This is a genomic window from Paenibacillus cisolokensis, assembly GCF_018403665.1.
In the GTDB taxonomy this organism is placed as follows: domain Bacteria; phylum Bacillota; class Bacilli; order Paenibacillales; family Paenibacillaceae; genus Paenibacillus_AH; species Paenibacillus_AH cisolokensis.
Window position 1 is genome coordinate 1 of record NZ_BOVJ01000045.1, and the last position, 17,083, is coordinate 17,083.

Annotated in this window: 16 protein-coding genes and 7 pseudogenes; 5 read left to right on the forward strand and 18 right to left on the reverse strand. The window is 48.1% G+C overall.

The genetic code is table 11. From position 1 onward, the window contains the following. From PACILC2_RS06380 to PACILC2_RS06430, 12 genes and pseudogenes are all read right to left on the reverse strand, one after another. Positions 1-284, reverse strand: a pseudogene (locus PACILC2_RS06380) (hypothetical protein); the annotation flags it as partial. Further along, positions 281-565: a type II toxin-antitoxin system HicB family antitoxin gene (locus tag PACILC2_RS06385; RefSeq protein ID WP_213509925.1), complete on the reverse strand. Its 285-nt coding sequence runs from the start codon at positions 563-565 to the stop codon at positions 281-283. The pseudogene PACILC2_RS06380 and the gene PACILC2_RS06385, both read right to left, overlap by 4 nt. Positions 566-604: 39 nt before the next feature. Further along, complete coding sequence (locus tag PACILC2_RS06390; protein WP_074048767.1) at positions 605-772, reverse strand: type II toxin-antitoxin system HicA family toxin; 168 nt, start codon at positions 770-772, stop codon at positions 605-607. 25 nt (positions 773-797) lie between these two features. Next, positions 798-911 (reverse strand): hypothetical protein, encoded by a 114-nt coding sequence (locus PACILC2_RS29855; RefSeq protein ID WP_488168263.1) that lies wholly within the window; start codon positions 909-911, stop codon positions 798-800. Positions 912-1,186: 275 nt separating this feature from the next. Beyond that, the gene (locus PACILC2_RS06395; RefSeq protein WP_036623450.1) at positions 1,187-1,588 is read right to left on the reverse strand and encodes an Rrf2 family transcriptional regulator; all 402 of its coding nucleotides are present in this window, start codon (positions 1,586-1,588) and stop codon (positions 1,187-1,189) included. A gap of 122 nt (positions 1,589-1,710) precedes the next feature. After that, positions 1,711-3,096, reverse strand: coding sequence for a DHA2 family efflux MFS transporter permease subunit (locus PACILC2_RS06400; RefSeq protein ID WP_036628256.1), 1,386 nt, complete (start codon positions 3,094-3,096; stop codon positions 1,711-1,713). A 77-nt stretch (positions 3,097-3,173) separates the two neighbouring features. Further along, positions 3,174-4,082: a class I SAM-dependent methyltransferase gene (locus tag PACILC2_RS06405; RefSeq protein ID WP_036628257.1), complete on the reverse strand. Its 909-nt coding sequence runs from the start codon at positions 4,080-4,082 to the stop codon at positions 3,174-3,176. A gap of 110 nt (positions 4,083-4,192) precedes the next feature. Then, positions 4,193-5,094: pseudogene (locus tag PACILC2_RS06410) on the reverse strand (NAD(P)/FAD-dependent oxidoreductase). Between the two features lie 24 nt (positions 5,095-5,118). Next, a complete protein-coding gene (gene trxA, locus PACILC2_RS06415; RefSeq protein ID WP_036623452.1) occupies positions 5,119-5,433 on the reverse strand; it encodes a thioredoxin in 315 nt (104 codons plus the stop codon). Positions 5,434-5,778: 345 nt separating this feature from the next. Next, a complete protein-coding gene (locus tag PACILC2_RS06420; RefSeq protein WP_244863289.1) occupies positions 5,779-6,480 on the reverse strand; it encodes a DJ-1/PfpI family protein in 702 nt (233 codons plus the stop codon). A gap of 62 nt (positions 6,481-6,542) precedes the next feature. Then, positions 6,543-7,187, reverse strand: a complete 645-nt coding sequence (locus PACILC2_RS06425; protein ID WP_036623456.1) for a DUF2306 domain-containing protein — start codon at positions 7,185-7,187, stop codon at positions 6,543-6,545. Positions 7,188-7,230: 43 nt separating this feature from the next. Beyond that, positions 7,231-8,262, reverse strand: coding sequence for a DJ-1/PfpI family protein (locus PACILC2_RS06430; protein WP_036623458.1), 1,032 nt, complete (start codon positions 8,260-8,262; stop codon positions 7,231-7,233). A gap of 493 nt (positions 8,263-8,755) precedes the next feature. On the opposite strand from PACILC2_RS06430, the gene PACILC2_RS06435 reads away from it, so the two are divergent. From PACILC2_RS06435 to PACILC2_RS06450, 4 genes and pseudogenes are all read left to right on the forward strand, one after another. Next, the gene (locus PACILC2_RS06435; protein ID WP_036628261.1) at positions 8,756-9,442 is read left to right on the forward strand and encodes a response regulator transcription factor; all 687 of its coding nucleotides are present in this window, start codon (positions 8,756-8,758) and stop codon (positions 9,440-9,442) included. Between the two features lies 1 nt (position 9,443). After that, positions 9,444-10,777 (forward strand): annotated as a pseudogene (locus PACILC2_RS06440) (sensor histidine kinase). A gap of 410 nt (positions 10,778-11,187) precedes the next feature. Further along, the gene (locus PACILC2_RS06445; protein WP_213528208.1) at positions 11,188-11,919 is read left to right on the forward strand and encodes a CPBP family intramembrane glutamic endopeptidase; all 732 of its coding nucleotides are present in this window, start codon (positions 11,188-11,190) and stop codon (positions 11,917-11,919) included. Between the two features lie 706 nt (positions 11,920-12,625). Beyond that, a complete protein-coding gene (locus tag PACILC2_RS06450) occupies positions 12,626-13,027 on the forward strand; it encodes a hypothetical protein (RefSeq protein ID WP_213528210.1) in 402 nt (133 codons plus the stop codon). Positions 13,028-13,091: 64 nt separating this feature from the next. On the opposite strand, the gene PACILC2_RS06455 is transcribed toward PACILC2_RS06450, so the two are convergent. The 6 genes and pseudogenes from PACILC2_RS06455 to PACILC2_RS06470 all read right to left on the reverse strand — a co-directional run. Beyond that, complete coding sequence (locus tag PACILC2_RS06455; RefSeq protein WP_240534143.1) at positions 13,092-13,268, reverse strand: WCX domain-containing protein; 177 nt, start codon at positions 13,266-13,268, stop codon at positions 13,092-13,094. 52 nt (positions 13,269-13,320) lie between these two features. Continuing rightward, positions 13,321-14,067 carry a type I methionyl aminopeptidase gene (map, locus tag PACILC2_RS06460; protein WP_036623469.1) on the reverse strand — a complete coding sequence of 249 codons (747 nt, stop codon included), beginning with the start codon at positions 14,065-14,067 and terminating at the stop codon, positions 13,321-13,323. A gap of 7 nt (positions 14,068-14,074) precedes the next feature. Further along, positions 14,075-14,659, reverse strand: coding sequence for a TetR/AcrR family transcriptional regulator (locus PACILC2_RS06465; protein WP_036623471.1), 585 nt, complete (start codon positions 14,657-14,659; stop codon positions 14,075-14,077). Positions 14,660-14,907: 248 nt separating this feature from the next. After that, positions 14,908-15,030, reverse strand: a pseudogene (locus PACILC2_RS29225) (DJ-1/PfpI family protein); the annotation flags it as partial. Between the two features lie 17 nt (positions 15,031-15,047). Continuing rightward, positions 15,048-15,216: pseudogene (locus PACILC2_RS29230) on the reverse strand (IS5/IS1182 family transposase); the annotation flags it as partial. A gap of 27 nt (positions 15,217-15,243) precedes the next feature. Further along, positions 15,244-15,674, reverse strand: a pseudogene (locus PACILC2_RS06470) (transposase); the annotation flags it as partial. Between the two features lie 394 nt (positions 15,675-16,068). Here PACILC2_RS06470 and PACILC2_RS06475 point away from each other — a divergent pair. Next, positions 16,069-17,069, forward strand: a pseudogene (locus PACILC2_RS06475) (IS4 family transposase); the annotation flags it as partial. Between the last annotated feature and the right edge of the window lie 14 nt (positions 17,070-17,083).

The window sequence follows — 17,083 nt, forward strand, 5'->3', positions numbered from 1 at the left end:
TTTCCTATTGGGTGGATTCTTATTCCATTGGCAGTTATGCTGTTGCAAATTATCGCGTGGTGAAATCCATACGAGACATTCAAGAAAACGTCCAAGCCGGGAAAGGTTGCGCCGGGAGTGCGAATGTGACTGTGTAGGAAGCACTTCGCATCGTTCACGCGATCAATGCCCAATTCCTGCATCAGCTTGGATTGCAGTGCCTGTGAAAAGTTAATGCCCTTCTCCAGCGCGGCGGCGTTCAGCCAAGCCGGAAGCGTGACCGTCCGATTGACAGAACGGTTCACTTGCGCCTGCGGATAGATGGCATATAGACATCAATCAGCACAGCGCGTTCGTTCGCTTGCGTGGTTTGAATCTGGGAAAGCGGCGTTGGAGCGGGAATAGGTTCGCCATCTTCTTCCAGCCCGTACAGGACAATGCCGAGCAGTTCCCGCGCGGACAAAAGCGCATCGTGATCGTCCGTTCCGCTTGTCGCGCAATCCAGATCAGGGAAAACAACAGCGATTTCCTTGCCGGGGTCATAAGTGAAAACGGCAGGGTAGAAATATCGCTCCGGCTTCTTCATGTCGGATACCTCCTTTGAATGGTCGGGAGGGAGCCGGGGCTATTCAAACTTTAACCCCGACCGCCGTTCAATGCTTTTGAGCGTAGGAACGGGAATGTCTTTGTCAGGATGTTTGACGGTTGTTCGTCCCTTTTGGGTTGGGTGCTTGAACTGGTGATGACTTCCCGAGAAAAATCCACGGTAACAAATACTATTATATTTGTCAATTGAGAACGCAAACTAATCCGCCTTTTTAAGGTATCTTCCAAGTCTTGAACCAGTAACGATATTGTCCGAACGTCGGCAATTTATCCTGCGGAGGAAGAATAGGGACGAGTGCTTTCCCGTCTAATACTTTATTTTTCAGTCCATCATCCCGATTCCTGACCCATCATTTCACGAATTAAACCAGACCCTCCAGGCTCCTGCATTCGACAAGTTTCCGAATATGCAAAAGAAGAGCTCTCGATTCACCATTAAGGTATATCGAGAGCTCTTCTTCGCGACATCGATGCGGTCGAGAGGACAATGGTATCAATCTAACGCAGCACAATCTTGTTCAATGCCGTTTGTATATCTTCCTTTCATGCTTTTCCCAAACGGTTTAATAAAATAAACCATTCTCATAAAAACAGTTTTTCTTCAAAGAACTACCGTCATTTTCTTAGCAATCTCAGATAATTTTTGGTTTTTTAAAAAGTCCTCCATTTTCTCTTCAGCCGATACCATCACCTTCTGAACTAAACACTCTGATCCATGATTCATTTCACAGTCGAATAAGGAGGCGGAGCCTTCAATGGCATGAATCACGTCGAGAAACGAGATTTCTTCCCAATTCCGTTTTAAGCGATATCCACCATTGGCTCCTGAAGTCGATTCAATCATTCCTGCCTTGACCAGCTTGGTAAGGATTTTGGATAAATACGTTGGAGAAACCTCTTGTCTCTCCGCCAATTGCTGTACGCCGATAAGTTTGTTCGGCGGGAATGCGGCAAGAAAGAGCATCGTATGAAGAGCATAGTTTGTCGCTTTAGAAAATTTCATAACGTGATGTTCACCTCAATTATGGACTTTATGTGCCCATAATAACTTTTTATATTGGCTTATGTCAAATATCGCCTCCCTTATTACTCCTTTATTCGTTGTAACTGGCAACACTCCAAGACCTACGATTCCACTGAACCTTTACCATATGGAACAAAGAAAGTAAGAAGAAAACCACTCGCTGCAACGAGGGCTAGTGACCAAAACGCGGCTTGAATTCCTTGATGCATATTGATCGGAAAAGAGAATGAGCTATAATCTGCGGTAATTGTCACCAGGGTGATGAGCAGTGCCCCGCCCATTGACATGCCCAATGTACGTATGGCCGTGGTCATCGGCGAAGCGTAATTCATCATCGAATTCGGCAAGCTCGCCATGGCAAAAGCAGTAATTGGGGTCATCATAAAACCGACCCCGGTCATAAGCAACGCATATAACCCTACCAACAGACCATACGGAGCGTGAATCGATAGCGCTATCGTTAATAGAGCCGTTACGGCGGCTATCCCGAAGAAGCCGATCCGAATCAAATAGCGACCGCCATAACGGTCGTAGATTTTACCCGATACCACTCCGGACACCCCCATTAGCAATGCACCTGGGAGCAGCATTAGCCCCGATTCTCTAGGCAGTAGTCCCCTGACATTTTGTGCATATATCGGGAGCAGCAGTTCCACCCCGGCCATCACAATGAACAGGACTACGCCTATAATCGATGCATAAGTAAATCTCGGGTAACGAAATACGTTGAAATCAAGCAAAGGGACGGCCAGTTTGAATTGGCGCTTCACAAACAGAAACGACAGTGCGAATCCCACGATAAGGAAGGTCAGCGCAAGCTGAATCCCTTTTCCCTGATCGCTAAGGATACTAAATCCATACAACAGACTGCCGAAGCCCAAACTTGAATAAAGAATCGATCTCCAGTCCAATTTCGCTTTATGCGTATCCCAAACGTTTTCCAAGCAATAATAGGCGACAAACAGGTTCGCGATCGCTATGGGCGCCACCCCATAGAATAAGATTCTCCAAGAATGATGTTGAATCACGAAGCCGGAAATCGTCGGCCCCAGTGCAGGGGCGAGTCCCACAATGAGACTGGCCAGTCCCATCGCTGCCCCGAGTTTTTCCTTTGGGAACACTAGGATAATCGTATTCAGGAACACCGGTACCAGCAATCCGGCGCCAATCCCCTGAATAATTCGTCCGCTTAGGATCAATGTGAAGTCGACGGAGAAGCCGGCAATTAGCGTCCCTGTCGTAAAGGCCCCAGCGGATGCGAAAAACAGGGTTCGCGTCGAGTATTTTCCGATCAGGAATCCCGTCACAGGGATGACAATTCCAGAAACCAGAAGATAGACGGTGATCAGCCATTGCGCCCGATTGACCTGGATTCCAAGGTCAAGCATCATTTGTGGCAAAGCCGTGTTCAGCATGGTTTGCATGAGTTGTGCCAAAAAATTCGCGACGATTAGAGATGCGACAATGATTACAGGTTTTCTTTTCATAACGTTCCTCAATTTACTACAGACACTCCAGTTTGTAGATATTACAGATATTTTTGTCCATTATATAGTTAAAGAAATTACTTATGGGAAAATTCTTGGACACCGGTGTACATGCTCTGATCCTTCAACTGAATAAGCACCTTGCCAAAACGCCCACCCTGCTGGATGACAACCTTATCCGTCGGATAGGTCCGTTCCAAATAATTGGCTATGATTTTCCTGTTCTGGTCGTCCGCAGGCAAACCGAAGATTCTCAGCCATTCCATCACCTCCTGGAGCGCCGTGTCTCTAGGTACCTCTGTAGATTTCATTTCCCGGGTTACGAGCGACTGATAGGAATACCCTTTGAGATACAGTAAATGGAGCAAATAAGCCATTTCCAAATGTTCCGTTTTCATGGGCTGATCAGTGACCAAAGGCCAAATCTCTTTTACCAGACTGTGCTCCCTGGAGCCGACAGACAGGCTGATATAGCAATACTGTCGTGCGCAGCTCAGCACTTTCTCCACACTCTCCCAGTCGGCAATAACCGGGCACATGGAGACAAATACGAAATCAAAGGCTTTTTCCCACCCCTTTGCTTGAATATCAATGTCTTCAAAAGGCTCAGCCACAATCTCTACATTCCCGTTCTTTAATCCCGTTATATTACTTTTCAAGAGCTCAACTAATGGAAGACTAGGCTCCACAGAAGTAACACTAGCCCCTCTCTCCGCAAACGGCACTGTAAATCCGCCTGAGGCCGCTCCAATGTCTAATATGGAGGTATCTTTAAATGTCACACCCTGACTTTCCAGCCAATTCATTATCCGTTTTGTTCTTCGCCTGCCTTCTTCGCTAAACGCCTGCTCGTTAAATGACTTTGCCCTATGGTCAAAAGTATGTGCTGGATCAATTCCAACTTTTTTCATTTTGCTAATCGCTGTATCTGGATCCTTCTTCCAAGCTGCTTCCCAAACGGCATCATTAAAAAAATCGTTCGTCATCATCCTCTTCATCCCTTTCTGTTTGATGCAGTCATTACACTTATGACTTTTGAAAAAAGTCCTTCTCTCTAAGAAACTTTTCCCCAAGAGAAGGACATGTCCACTTAGAGCTAAACGAAATCCTCTTCGGTCAGCTCCATGTTGATGCCAATCGCCGCTTTGCTTCCGCCTGCTGCGGCATAAATCAACTGGGAAGGCATGACGTAAGCTGCATCCCCGGCGGCATACACACCTGGAACCGAGCTTTTGCCCCACTCATTTGTGGCGATACCGCCAAACTCATTTACCTCATAACCAAGCGAACCCTGAAAAGACGCCTTCGGTTTCCATTCCGGTGTAATGAATCCTCCCGTTCTCTCGATTCGCGTGCCATCTGCAAATTCCACCTGCCGCAATTTCCCCTCATGACCGATAAACATCGTTACTGCTTGTTCAACCACTTCGATGTTTCTGGATTTCAACAGTTGTTTTTGATCGTTGTCCAGAACCGCATGCCCATTTGTACAAACCACAAGATCTTTACTCCAGGTATAGAGCAGCTTGGCCATATGAAACACTCCAGAGTTCTCGGAAACAACAATTAGCGGCTGATCTCGAAGCTCCCAACCATCGCAGTAGGGACAACTGAACAAACTTGTTCCATAACAATCACGCAAACCTGGAATATCCGGGAAAATCTCCCTAAGTCCAGTGGTGATCAGTAATTTGCGTGCTTCAATCCGTTTTCCGGTTGACGCCACGGCGACGAACCTGTGATCAGTCCGGTGAATCTCGGTTACCTCCCAAGGTAAAAGTTCAACGGAGGGATACCCCAGAACCTCCTCATATGCAATACGCCTAAACTCGGCGGGTGTCACACCGTCTCTTGTTATAAATCCATGAGAGGCATGTGTAACCGCATTTCGGGGCTGGCTGTTATCAAATAACGCAACACTGCGTCTGGCCCGCCAAGTACCAGAGCCGCATTGAGTCCTGCCGGGCCTCCGCCGATAATAGCACAATCATAAATCAAAAGAATCTCCCCTTTTTTGTTGATTTATTTGGAGCCAACAAGCTGCTGCAGTTCACCTTTCGACAATATGCCTATTTCTTTATATAGAGGCTGTCCATCTTTGAATATAATGGTTGTCGGGATGCTCATAATCTGAAATTGTGAAGAGGTTACCGGATTTTCGTCTACATTAACTTTAACGACTTTAATGGAATCATTTGCTTCCCTTTCAAACTCCTCTAATACAGGTGCAAACATTCTGCATGGACCGCACCAAGCGGCCCAAAAATTCACTACTGTTATACCTTCCGTTTGCACCATCTCATTAAAAGTAGAATCTTTCGCATGTTGAATAGCCATCGTGATCTTCCTTTCGATTAAATATACTATGGATATATAATATCTTTAATTTGTCATAAGATGGGTCTAGTAATCTTGTCCGGCGTTGTTGCCAGTAAATGGAACATCACCTCAAACGCATAATCAGTGGCTTGTGAGTTTTCATAGCACTCCTCCATTCGAATTAAAGACTTCATGTATCTATGATAACTTTGTTTTGGATAAGATGCAAGTCAGTCCCAAGAAAATTTAGCCAAACCCAGGCCAGTTGTATTCTTTTGGCCTGTGATCGAGCCAACAACAGCGGACAGGCCAGGGTGTTTTGCATCATCCTAGTCTGCCGCTGTTGCTCTTATCGGATCGGTATTAGTTTTCGTCAAAATGGATCGGCGCAATGCCTTCCGCTCGCCACACCGTGCCTCTTTTCTCGTACTCGAATAACTGTTCTACAGCATTTGCGATTTGAGGACCTAACTCACGATCAACCAAATACAAGGCCACATCAAGACCCGAAGTCACGCCTCCCCCGCTTACGAAGCGAGGACCATCTTCAACGACTCTTGCTTCAATCGGAATTGCACCGAGAGCTCCTAACGCTTCCATGCCTATTTGATTGGTAACCGCATGTCTATCTTTCAACAAACCTCCCATCGCAGGCAGCAGTGTACCACCGCATACTGTAGCTACAATAACTTCCTCATTGTTAAAAGCTTGTTTCAATTTCTCCGACAAGCCCGTCATCATGGCCTTCTTTAAAATATTCGGAATGGTATCTTCCGAATTTCCTGCTGGCTTGCCCGAAGCCCCGGGCACCAAAATGATTCCAGGACGCTTGGGGTCTAATGCAGCTTGCGCTTCGAGAGCCGGCCCGTTCAGACCGCTCGGGACAGAACGCTTGCCTTCCGCGGAAACCAATTCCACAGTAACTGCTCCGTTTGAGTACATTCCCGCAGCAGCAAATACTTCGTATGGTGCTAATGCGTCCAGCAGATCGAAACCATCGAACAAGACGATTTGAACATGCATCCTTTTGTCTTTGAATGGATCATTATTTTTTTGAATTCGCACTTGCTGCAGAGGTAACTAGACATAGAACTAGTACAAACGACATGAGTACTCCTATAATTTTTTCATCCTACCACTGCCTTTCTGGATCGATTGATATTTCTGATAATGATGTTAGGAATGATCAACAGCAGCACAATAGAGCCGTAAACCCCTATTGTATAGCTGGTAGCGTAGTTGAGACCAAATCCCTGATAAAAAAGGGAGGTGATGAGATGAATTGTCATGTTCGTAAAACAAAAGGCGTAACTTCGGATCATCCAGTTCCGGTGCCGAATGATGCGTTTCTTTTTGATTTGTACAAGCGCCGTAATGGTGATAAACAGCCATATTAGATTAAGAGCGTTGAACCCCATACTGCTTATTTTTCCTCCGGTAGCATAAGGAGCCATATATCCGGAAGTAATCACGACAAGAAGGACGGATACTAAATAAACGTAGCCGTTTATACGGTGGAACTTGCGGCTTTTTTCAAGGACGCGGTTGGAGAAGTTGAGCAACCCTGTCGCCATGGCGATGCAGGCAAACGCAACATGAACGTGCATAACGTTGATCCAGACCGGAAGATTAAGTTCGCGCTTCAGGCCGATTTTATGGCTTATAAACGCCTTTGCTTCGGGATCGATAATAAAATTGGCCACCAAAGCGTAAAGGATAAATAGAATACTGATGCAGGCCAATAAGCCGTATGATATTTTCCACTCCTTCATGCGATCCATCCCCTCATTTTAATTGCCAAATCGCATTTATGGGTTAGGTAACACGCTTGCCTGTTAATTTGGATGCAGGCAGTATGCCGGCCCTGGCGAATCCAATCATGTCATCTCCACGCACGGTAACTTCGAATTTTAGATTTAACCGCATAGGTTTCGTGACGCGCAGCGACCAGGTGAGCTTATTGTCCTGAAGTAAGGGATTTATAAACTCGACCGTCTCATCCCCTTGTGTAGCCTGGCCTTGGACCAACCCATTCCTTATGGAAATGGAGAGCTTGACCTCCAGTTTTCCAACAGGCGTAGCAATTGTTGTATCCCAATCCCCGTCGAAGTCAGATTCTCCGGGTAATTTTATATCCGGGGTATCATAAATCATCCCCATATTGTTCGTCGCGTTCGTTTCTTCGTCGGTCTCTGCCTTGTGAGAGCCAGGCGCCCTTCCTTCTTCCCGCCAGACCGTTCCTCTCCGTTCGTATTCGAACAGTTGCTCTACCGCGTGCGCGATGCGCGGTCCAAGCTCGCGTTCCACCAGATACAGCGCTACATCGAGTCCCGAAGTAACGCCGCCACCAGTGACCAGGTTGCCGCTATCCACTACGCGTGCAGGAACGGGAATGGCTCCGGTTGCTCCAAGTACATCCATGCCCAGATGATGCGTTACCGCTGGTCTGCCCTCCAAGAGCCCTCCCATGGCCAGTAACAGGGAACCGCCGCAAACCGTGGCAACGATGATGTCATTTTGCCCGAGTGCTTGCTCAATCATTTCAACCAATTCGGTATTCAGTGCCCGCGACAGAATGGCTGGGGGCGAATTCGGCCCATCTCCTTCGACGTCGCCCGACGCGCCAGGTACAAGAATGATGCCTGTTCGTTCCGGGTTCAGTCTGCCACTCGCTTCAATTTTTAACCCGTTGATGCCGCTGGTGACGGATCTCGGCCCTTCAGCGGTAACGAATTCTACGCTTAACGCGTGTTCAGCATACATTGCCGCGGCACAAAAAACTTCGTAAGGTGCAATGGCATCCAGAAGGTCAAAGCCATCAAAAAGCACGACTTGAACCGTTAACATCCATAAACCTCCTCATATTCAAAGTCAATAGATTGATCCTCGAACCTGCGGATCGTATCAGGGAAAAGTTATTTTGTCAGAAGATCCTTCAGCCTGTGATATTCCTTCTCGTCGATTTCACCACTCGCCATCCGACCTTTTAGAATCAATGCGATGTCACGGTCTTTTGGATTGGAATCTCTGTAGCGATGACGAATCAGATAAATTCGAATTGCGACAAAAGAAAAAAGCGTAAGACAAAATAGAGCACCGAATGGAAAAATGAGAAACTTCCGTATTCCAAGTTTGTCAACCTCCTTCATCCGTTTTGCGTAGAACGGGCCCTAACTCGCGATATTTGCTGTCCGACTCGGCAAGAAGTATCGTAACAAACGAGTATCTCAAATGAAGTTGTATAAAGGTCACAAAACAATAAACAAATCATCACAAATTAGGTGGTTCTGTTTGTTGCATGGGGTTAAATGATAAACTAGTTTTCAAAGGTGGGATATTCATGAGTGAAATCAGTACCATACTGGTTGTAGACGATGATCAAAGCATTGTTGAACTATTGAGCGACTTTTTAGAGTATGAAAATTATCGCGTTATAACCGCTTGCGATTCTGTTCAAGCTTGGACATTGTTTGAGCAGAATTCCATTCATTGTATTGTTCTTGACATCATGATGCCGGGTCAAAACGGGTTTGAGTTATGTCGCCGGATTCGGGAGAAGAGTAACGTTCCGATCCTTTTCTTGAGCGCACGCAGCGACGATGTGGACAAGATTCGCGGCCTGACGCTCGGCGGCGATGATTATATTGTCAAAACCGCTTCACCCGGTGAAATTGTAGCCAGGATAAAAGCTGTACTACGACGTTCTGTTTCCCAACTGCAAATGAGTGAGAGAATCTTGGATTTTGGCCGCATCAAGCTAAATCTATCCACAAGAGAAGTATTCGTGGATGGGAAGAGTGTTGTGCTCACCCCGAGGGAATATGAATTATTGCGATTATTTGCCGAACACCCCAGGCATGTTTTTTCATATGAACAGATACTTTCGAAATTTTGGAATGGGGTAGGTGACAGGCATACGATTCGGGTGCACATCGGTCGACTTCGCGAGAAAATTGAATCCGATCCGAACCATCCTCAATACCTAGTCAACGTATGGGGAATAGGGTATCGCTTCGAGGGAGGTTAAGATGAGAACACTTCGTATTCGTTCGTTTACTATACTGCTTTTCTTCTTCTTAATGTTAGTGCCGTGGATCTTTTATGTGACAACACACTTCATAGAGACAAAAACGCTCAGCTTCGCAAAAAACGGAGCTCAAGCCGAGATTCTGCAAGGACAATGGATCGAGAAGATCGTACAGCTGATCGAAACCAATTCGAACAAATGGAGGGATCCGAATTGGCAAAACCAATTGCATCATGAGTTGCAACAAGCGAAAATGGAAGCGGCTATTCTATCTGCATCAGATCAAGAAATTTACCGTTCTAATCCACAGAGCCATGGCATATTGCCTTCTACCGAACGGTTCTCCATTATAGAGGACGGGCATTTGCTCGGAAAGGTCATTATTTATCTTCCGAAGTCAAATGCGGCTAAGTTCATTTCGATATTTACCGGGCTATTGTTAGCTTTTTTATTGTCGGTGTTGAAATGCGAAGGTTTCTTCTTAAGCCTCTCGAAAAGATGAGCTTTGCAGCCAGAAAAGTCGCTGCAGGAGATTGGGACGTAGAGTTGCCTGGATCCTATATCACCGAAATCTCTGAGGTACGCGATGCATTCGAAATGATGGTGAATGGAATGCAAAAAGCTTTTCAAAAACAAGCGGAATTGGAAGAAGAGCGCCGATTCGTCATTACAGCTGTCGCTCATGATTTGCGTACCCCATTGTTCGCTTTACGAGGTTACTTGGATGGTCTGGAACAAGGCATTGCCCAATCCCCGGATAAAATAACCAAATATTTGGCCGTTTGTAAGGAAAAATCGGCGCAATTGGACCGGTTGGTAGAGGACCTGTTCACATTTACAAAGATGGAGCATGTGCAGATGGATCTTCATCATCAGAAGATTGATATTAAATTCATCATCCTGAAATCGATTGACAGTTTAAGTCCGCTAGCTCGCCAAAAGAACCTCTCGATTTCGACCCATATTGAAGACGACTGCTTCATTAACGGTGATGTGCATTTATTGGAACGAGCGATGAACAATTTGTTGGATAATGCCGTCAGACACACACCCTCGTATGGTGAAATTGTTGTTCAATGTTATAAAGAAGGTAACAAAATAAAGTTTATGATCCGTGATACCGGCCCGGGCTTCTCCTCGGAAGAACTACATCGAGTTTTTGAACCTCTATATCGTGGTGAAGCATCTAGAAATCGTTCAACTGGAGGTAGCGGATTAGGGCTGACCATTTCACAACGAATTGTAAGGCTTCACGGAGGTGAGCTCTCCGCAGGCAACCATTCGGAAGGCGGAGCGCTGCTAACGGGTTGGATACCTGTAACTAACCCAGGCTAAAATCGAAGAACGAACGTTACTGGACAATTTTCCTGATCACAATAAGGAAACATCCCCTGAAGTTCTTTGCTTTGTGGGATAGCGCCAGCAGATAAAAGGCATACCTCAAATACCCTGATTGAAAAGCCATGATACCAAAAGAATTACAATTAGCCATGGAGCCTCCGTCTTGGACGCAGTTTCCGCTCATGTTATGATAACTTAATCAACACAAATCATTTCCGAAAGGTTGAGATTTTCCTGCCATCGGTAACGACCATTGCAATGAAGCTCTTGGGAAAAGATCCTGAGAGCTTTTCATTGTAGATGAACAGAAAAGGAGAAATAAACATGATTCGGAAATCAGCATTGATTGTGTATCTGATCATTTCTTTCGGTTGGACATGGGGGTGTTGGATTTCAGCTTATCGGTGGAGCAGATCGACAGACCATTTTTACGAACGGATATGACGATTTTTCATCTTGCCGGAAATTTTTCCATTGTTCAACTGTTATTCGCACTAGGCGTGTTCGGTCCTTTGCTCGGATTCCTTGCGGTCCGTACCCGAGAGGGAGTTATACTGTTCAGACGTCCAGGTCGAGCTGATATCCGTTTCGCATTATCTATTCCGATCGTGATCGCAATTCCGATGTTCGTACTCAGCATCCTGCTCAGCAGTTTGGCGGATGCAACATGGCAAGCGGTTGCGTTATCCGTAATCGGATATTTCATTTCAAATGTGCTGACAAGCGGAACCGAGGAGTTTGGTTGGCGCGGATATCTGTATCCTTATTTGAAGACAAGGGAACAAGATTTCTGGCACGCTGCATGGAAGGGGGGCTTCATCTGGGCATTATGGCACTATCCGCTGCTCTTTATTTTGTATGTGGACGCGGGGCTGGCTGTTCTTGTGCCTTCTCTGATTGGATTTACAGCGTCCATCGTCGCCATGAACTATATCACCAATTTTATCTTTGAACGATCAGGCTCCATCCTGCTTGTGATGGTGTTGCATGCCTTGAACAATACGGTCAGTTTTACTTTGATCAGTCTGTACCCGGAAACACCGTTCACGATTGTGAGCAGTCTGATGGCGTGGGCGGTTGTCGGATACTTGGAGAAAACATGGACAACTGGCGGCTGGCCGAGGACGAGTGAATGAACAGATCAATGTAGTGGTAATCTGGCAAGATAACTACTGCATGATATCCCGTTTCAGTCATTCGGCGTCCATTTAGCCGTACAGTGGTGAGAGCCACTACCCGCTGCTCGTGTCTGCGATCAGCCAGTTCGCTATCGACTGACGCGACAGTTTCACCCCTGACCGCATAAACAGTTGTTCCTGACGATAACGGTGCAGCACCCCACGTATTTCTGATTCACCACAATCGATGGCGAGGTCGAGTGCCCAGACACCATGGGCACAGGTATGAGACAGGTGAGGATTGGCGCGTATCGTTTAAGCAGGGCATGCTGAACATTTCGCTTTTTAGCCGTGCACGACGGGTCTAGCGTGCAGCAGCGCGATGATGACGATAAAGCTCCTGGATGACCAGCAGTTCTTTGACAGACCTCGTGTCAGCCGAGTTGTCGCCGCTCGCTTTCGTTGACGAGAGCTGGGCGGCGATTTCTTACGCTTGGATAATTTCGCAGAGCTCATTTTTCTTGAGCAGTGTGTGAACGAATACTGGTAAGCAGTTTTAATTAGTCGAATATAAAAATAAAACCCGGATAAATCTTTGATCGTCTCGATCTGTCCCATCTTGAGCATCTCCCCGTCCCCATAACCTTTCGCTTCTCTCTATGAATAGGATACAGGAGTCTTCTGTTGCGGTCTATTCCCCCACGATTTATTGGGGGATTTCTGCTTGTTTTTTCCGGGGATTTCACTTTGCTCTTTCGGGGTACTTTTAGTCTACATTACACACTCGATTAGCCGGCTGCCCGAAGCGTTGGATCTTCCTGTCGAACCGCGCTTGCACACGAGTTATCTGCCGCAGGAGATGATTCGTTTTATTGGTCGTACATGGGAGGGGGCGCCTCTTGAGGAGCATCATCTTATTGAATTTTCCCGTTTTTACTACAAAGAGTGGCTTGAGCGGTTGAATCGGCAAAAACCGCGAATTGAACAAACGAAAAAGGCCTTTCGTGACTCCTCCCTTCAGATGGATGAGATCGACCAAGAGGTAAAACGTTTGGATAACAAGTGGGAGCACCTTCATTCGACTGTTGAAGAAAAAAGGGAAACCTTTAAAAAGGTTATGAAATGAAGCAAATTGAACTGCAGATGATCGGAGAAGCCGGATCTTGACGGGAGATCAGCTGGGGTTCCAATCACGTGCACGATTCATCGTATAACGGGCACATGGTTTGCGCTTCCGCCCGGACCGCGTCCCTCATCTCGGCGGGCATGAGCGCTTTCGCTTGTCTTCCATAACCGAGCACAATGGAGCAAGCGGAGTCGAGCGTATGGAACTCGACCTCCTCCTCGACCCATCCATTGGCAGGCAAAGCTGTGGCAGCCTCCGCAGCCGACCATCCCGTTGGTCGACTACTAATCATTCTATTGCGCCGTCAGGATTTGTGGACCTTCAGCCGTGATGGCGATCGTATGCTCGTATTGGGCGGCAAGCTTACGGTCCAGCGTCCGCGCGGTCCAGCCGTCCGGATCGATTGTCATGTAATAGGTGCCTTCGGTGATCATGGGCTCGATCGTGAACACCATGCCTTCCTTGATGCGGGGGCCTTTGCCGGGATTGCCGATATGCACATAAGTCGGCTCCTCGTGCAGGTCACGACCGATGCCATGGGCGAGAAGGTCGCGCACGACGCCGAAGCCGTGCGACTCCGCATGCCGCTGGATCGCGCTTGTCACGTCACCGAGCCGATTGCCGGGCTGCGCCTGCGCGATGCCGAGGTCAAGGCATTCCTTCGTGACGCGCATCAGCTTCTCGGCCGTAGGCGAGATCTTCCCGACCGCATAGCTCCAGGCCGAATCGCCGAGCCAGCCGTCGAGCTCCGCAACCGTGTCGATCGTCACGATATCGCCTTCCTCAAGTGGCTTATCGCTAGGAAATCCATGCGCGATCACGTCGTTGACGGAGGCGCACGTCGCATATGGATAGCCCTTGTAGCCCTTCTCGTATGGCTTGGCGCCATGCTTCAAAATAATGTCCTCGAATATGCGATCAATCTCGTTCGTCGTGATGCCCGGTTTGATGAGCGGGGCGATCGTGCGATGGCATTCGGCCACCACTTGGCATGCCTTGCGGATGGCCTCAATTTCATGCTTGCTTTTTAGGATAATCATGTTCGTATCAGGACTCCTTCGTAATAGCTTGCATTGCGAGCTGGGCGATTCGATCGACGTCCAACTCGGAAGCGCCCGTATAGTAGCGTAGCCCGCTGCAGCCGACCAGCACGACAAGCATATGGTCGACGCTGTCGTCTTCGCGCCGGGCGATCGATTGAAGCGGGACGTACAAGCGTTCCATGAATCGTCTCTTGACGGGGTGCCGATCCTTCTCAGGCAAGCCTGCATAATGTTCCGCCGCCATTTTGTAGACGAGATATGCGCGGGCATCCGACTGCCACAGCCGGAGCAACGCCTTGCAATACGTCAACAGTTGACTATCATTCGGGCTTCCGCCTCTGATATTCGCCCATTCTGCCAGGGCTTGCTCGCATCGCTCGAAGCCGCTATCCAGCACATCTTCGATTAATAAATGTCGGTTGGGGTAATAATGGTATACCGTGCCGTAACCGAGTTTGGCCTCGCGGGCGACGTCGCGAATATCAAAGCTGCCTCCCGTGCGGAAGTAGGCGTGCGCGGCGGCGTCCAGGATCTGTTCTCTGCGCTGCATGCGGATCAGCTCATTTTGTTCTTTGGTACGGGGGCACATGGACGAATGAACCTCCTTGTTTAGACCTGCAAATTTGTCGATGAAAATATAATAAAGCATGGGGCGAGGAGATGCAAATATTCAGGCGACAGTAGCAGCATTAAGTTCCTCACGGATAACGATCGTTGAACTTTGCTCAGCTGCGAATCTCGAAAAGCGAGCCCCATGTAGAGAAAGGGAGCTCGCTTTTTTAAACGATGATTTTGTCTTTCGTTGTGTCATAAAAGCGAGGCAGCAAGTTGTACAGATTAGGGCGATTTTGGACTCATATTAAAGTCGACCGGCGCAATGCCTTCCGCTCGCCACACCGTGCCTCTTTTCTCGTACTCGAATAACTGTTCTACAGCATTCGCGATTTGGGGCCCTGATTCGGGTTTGCTGAACGATTTTTATCCCGCGCTTCATTCAGCAAATTCAGATCGGTCGGATACGCCACATCCGCTGGGGCGCAGGTGGCGTCCACCAACAGTGTCCCTTGATTCGGTTGTTCTGGCGTTTCCGACGCCGCGGTGGAATCGATGGCCTCATCGGTCTCAAGTTCGGACGCTTCCGGTGGCGCCGCCGATCACGTTGCTTGGATCGTTGTCATCGTCTCTCATTTCCTTCGCGCCCTCGGTGGCGATGATCTCGTTCAGCTCGGCCAGCACGTCCGTCAGACGTTTGCGGAAATGCGTCATCATGGAATGGTGGAACGGCGGCTTCATGACAAATCCGGGCAAACCGATGAAGTATTGCATATAGGGATTCTCGCTGATCGACGCCAGGGTTTCTCTATCGGTCAACTGCATGCGCTCCTGAATGATCAGCGCGCCGAGCCCATCCGCAGGCTGATCGTTTGCTGACCGCGGAAGGTGTCTTTGAAGAAACGACCGTATTTCTGTTCAGCCGCCGCCCACGACACCAACTGAGCCAACTGAACCCAGCGATTCCCTTCATCCAGTTTTCCGCCGAAGGGAAGAAAGAAATCGCCAGGCAGGATCAATTGATTGTCGAGGTGTGCTGTCGTCTTGAACATTTTCATCGCTCCTTCTGCAAGGATTTTGGGCTGTTTTCCGAAGATTCCTTTGCATATGATTTCGACATACAAATCCCGAATCCCTTGTGCTTACTCGACCGAACCCCATAATACTGGAGGTACTCTTCTTTTTCAAAGTTCAATATAATTCATTACAGGAATAGCTCCTAACATTTTTTGTTTTAACAAAAGAGTAAGCGATTACAGTAGGCAACGGAGTTCCTTGATTTTCTTTTATGTTACATAACTCAACTTTTGCACCTAGAAAATCAATGTAAAACCAGTTGTAGAACGGTCTTACGGTCTGTTGAATAGCCAGCTTGCCAAAATAGAAAAACACCACTTCGTTTGGTAAAGTGAGAGTGTCAAGCCATCACTACCAGACAGAACCATCATGATAGACCATCAGCCCGATCTGAATCAACTGCCAAACGAATTAAAGCCTGCTTTTCAAGAACTGAAAGTGATGAAACATCTTCAACAAGCCGGATTCCGTAAGCGATTTGGCTTTAGCTGTGCTCGGCTATTCCAACTCGTCTTTGTCCTTCTGTTTCACCAGAAGAATTGGTTTCGACTGCTCGAGAGCAGCAAGGGCGACTCCTTTCCCGGCAAGGATGCCGTCTATCGTTTCCTCAACCATGCAGGCTTTGCCTGGCGTCGTTTTCTGACGTCGCTCAGCGTCGCGACGGTGCAGAAGGTCAGCGTGCTTACGTCGGCAGATCGGACACCGTCTTCATCGTCGACGATTCCATGTTCGAACGCAACCGCAGCAAAGCCGTTGAGTTGCTGGCCAGGTTCAAAGATCATGCCACCGGCGCTTATTACAAGGGATTTCGTATGCTCACCATGGGATGGTCCGACGGCCATACCTTCCTGCCGCTGGACTTCGCGCTGCTCAGTTCCGGCAAATCTGCCATTAACGGCATGAACGAGAAGATCGACAAACGGACGAACGGGTATAAGCGACGTCAAGAAGCACTCCTGTCGGCTCCGCAGGTGATTGTATCGATGTTGGATCGCGCGCTTGCCGCCGGAGCCACGGCCTCCTATGTCTTGATGGACAGTTGGTTCACGCACGCGCCCCTCATTGGCGAGATCGCCTCCCGCGGGCTCGACGTGATCGGCATGGTCAAGAACGACAATAAGCGTTTCCTTGTTCAAGGCCGGAAGCTGTCGCTCAAAGAACTATACACCGCAGCGTCTCCGGTGCAAAGCAAGAAACGAGGCATCCTTCGTTCGATTCGAACCGAGCTTGCCTCCGGCATACCGGTTCACGTGGTATTCGTCCGTCATCGCACGAAGAAGAACGAATGGCTCGCGGTGCTGACGACGGATCTTTCCCTCTCCGTGGAGGACGTGATCCGTATTTACGGGATCCGCTGGGGCATCGGCGTGTCCAGTTAAGGACA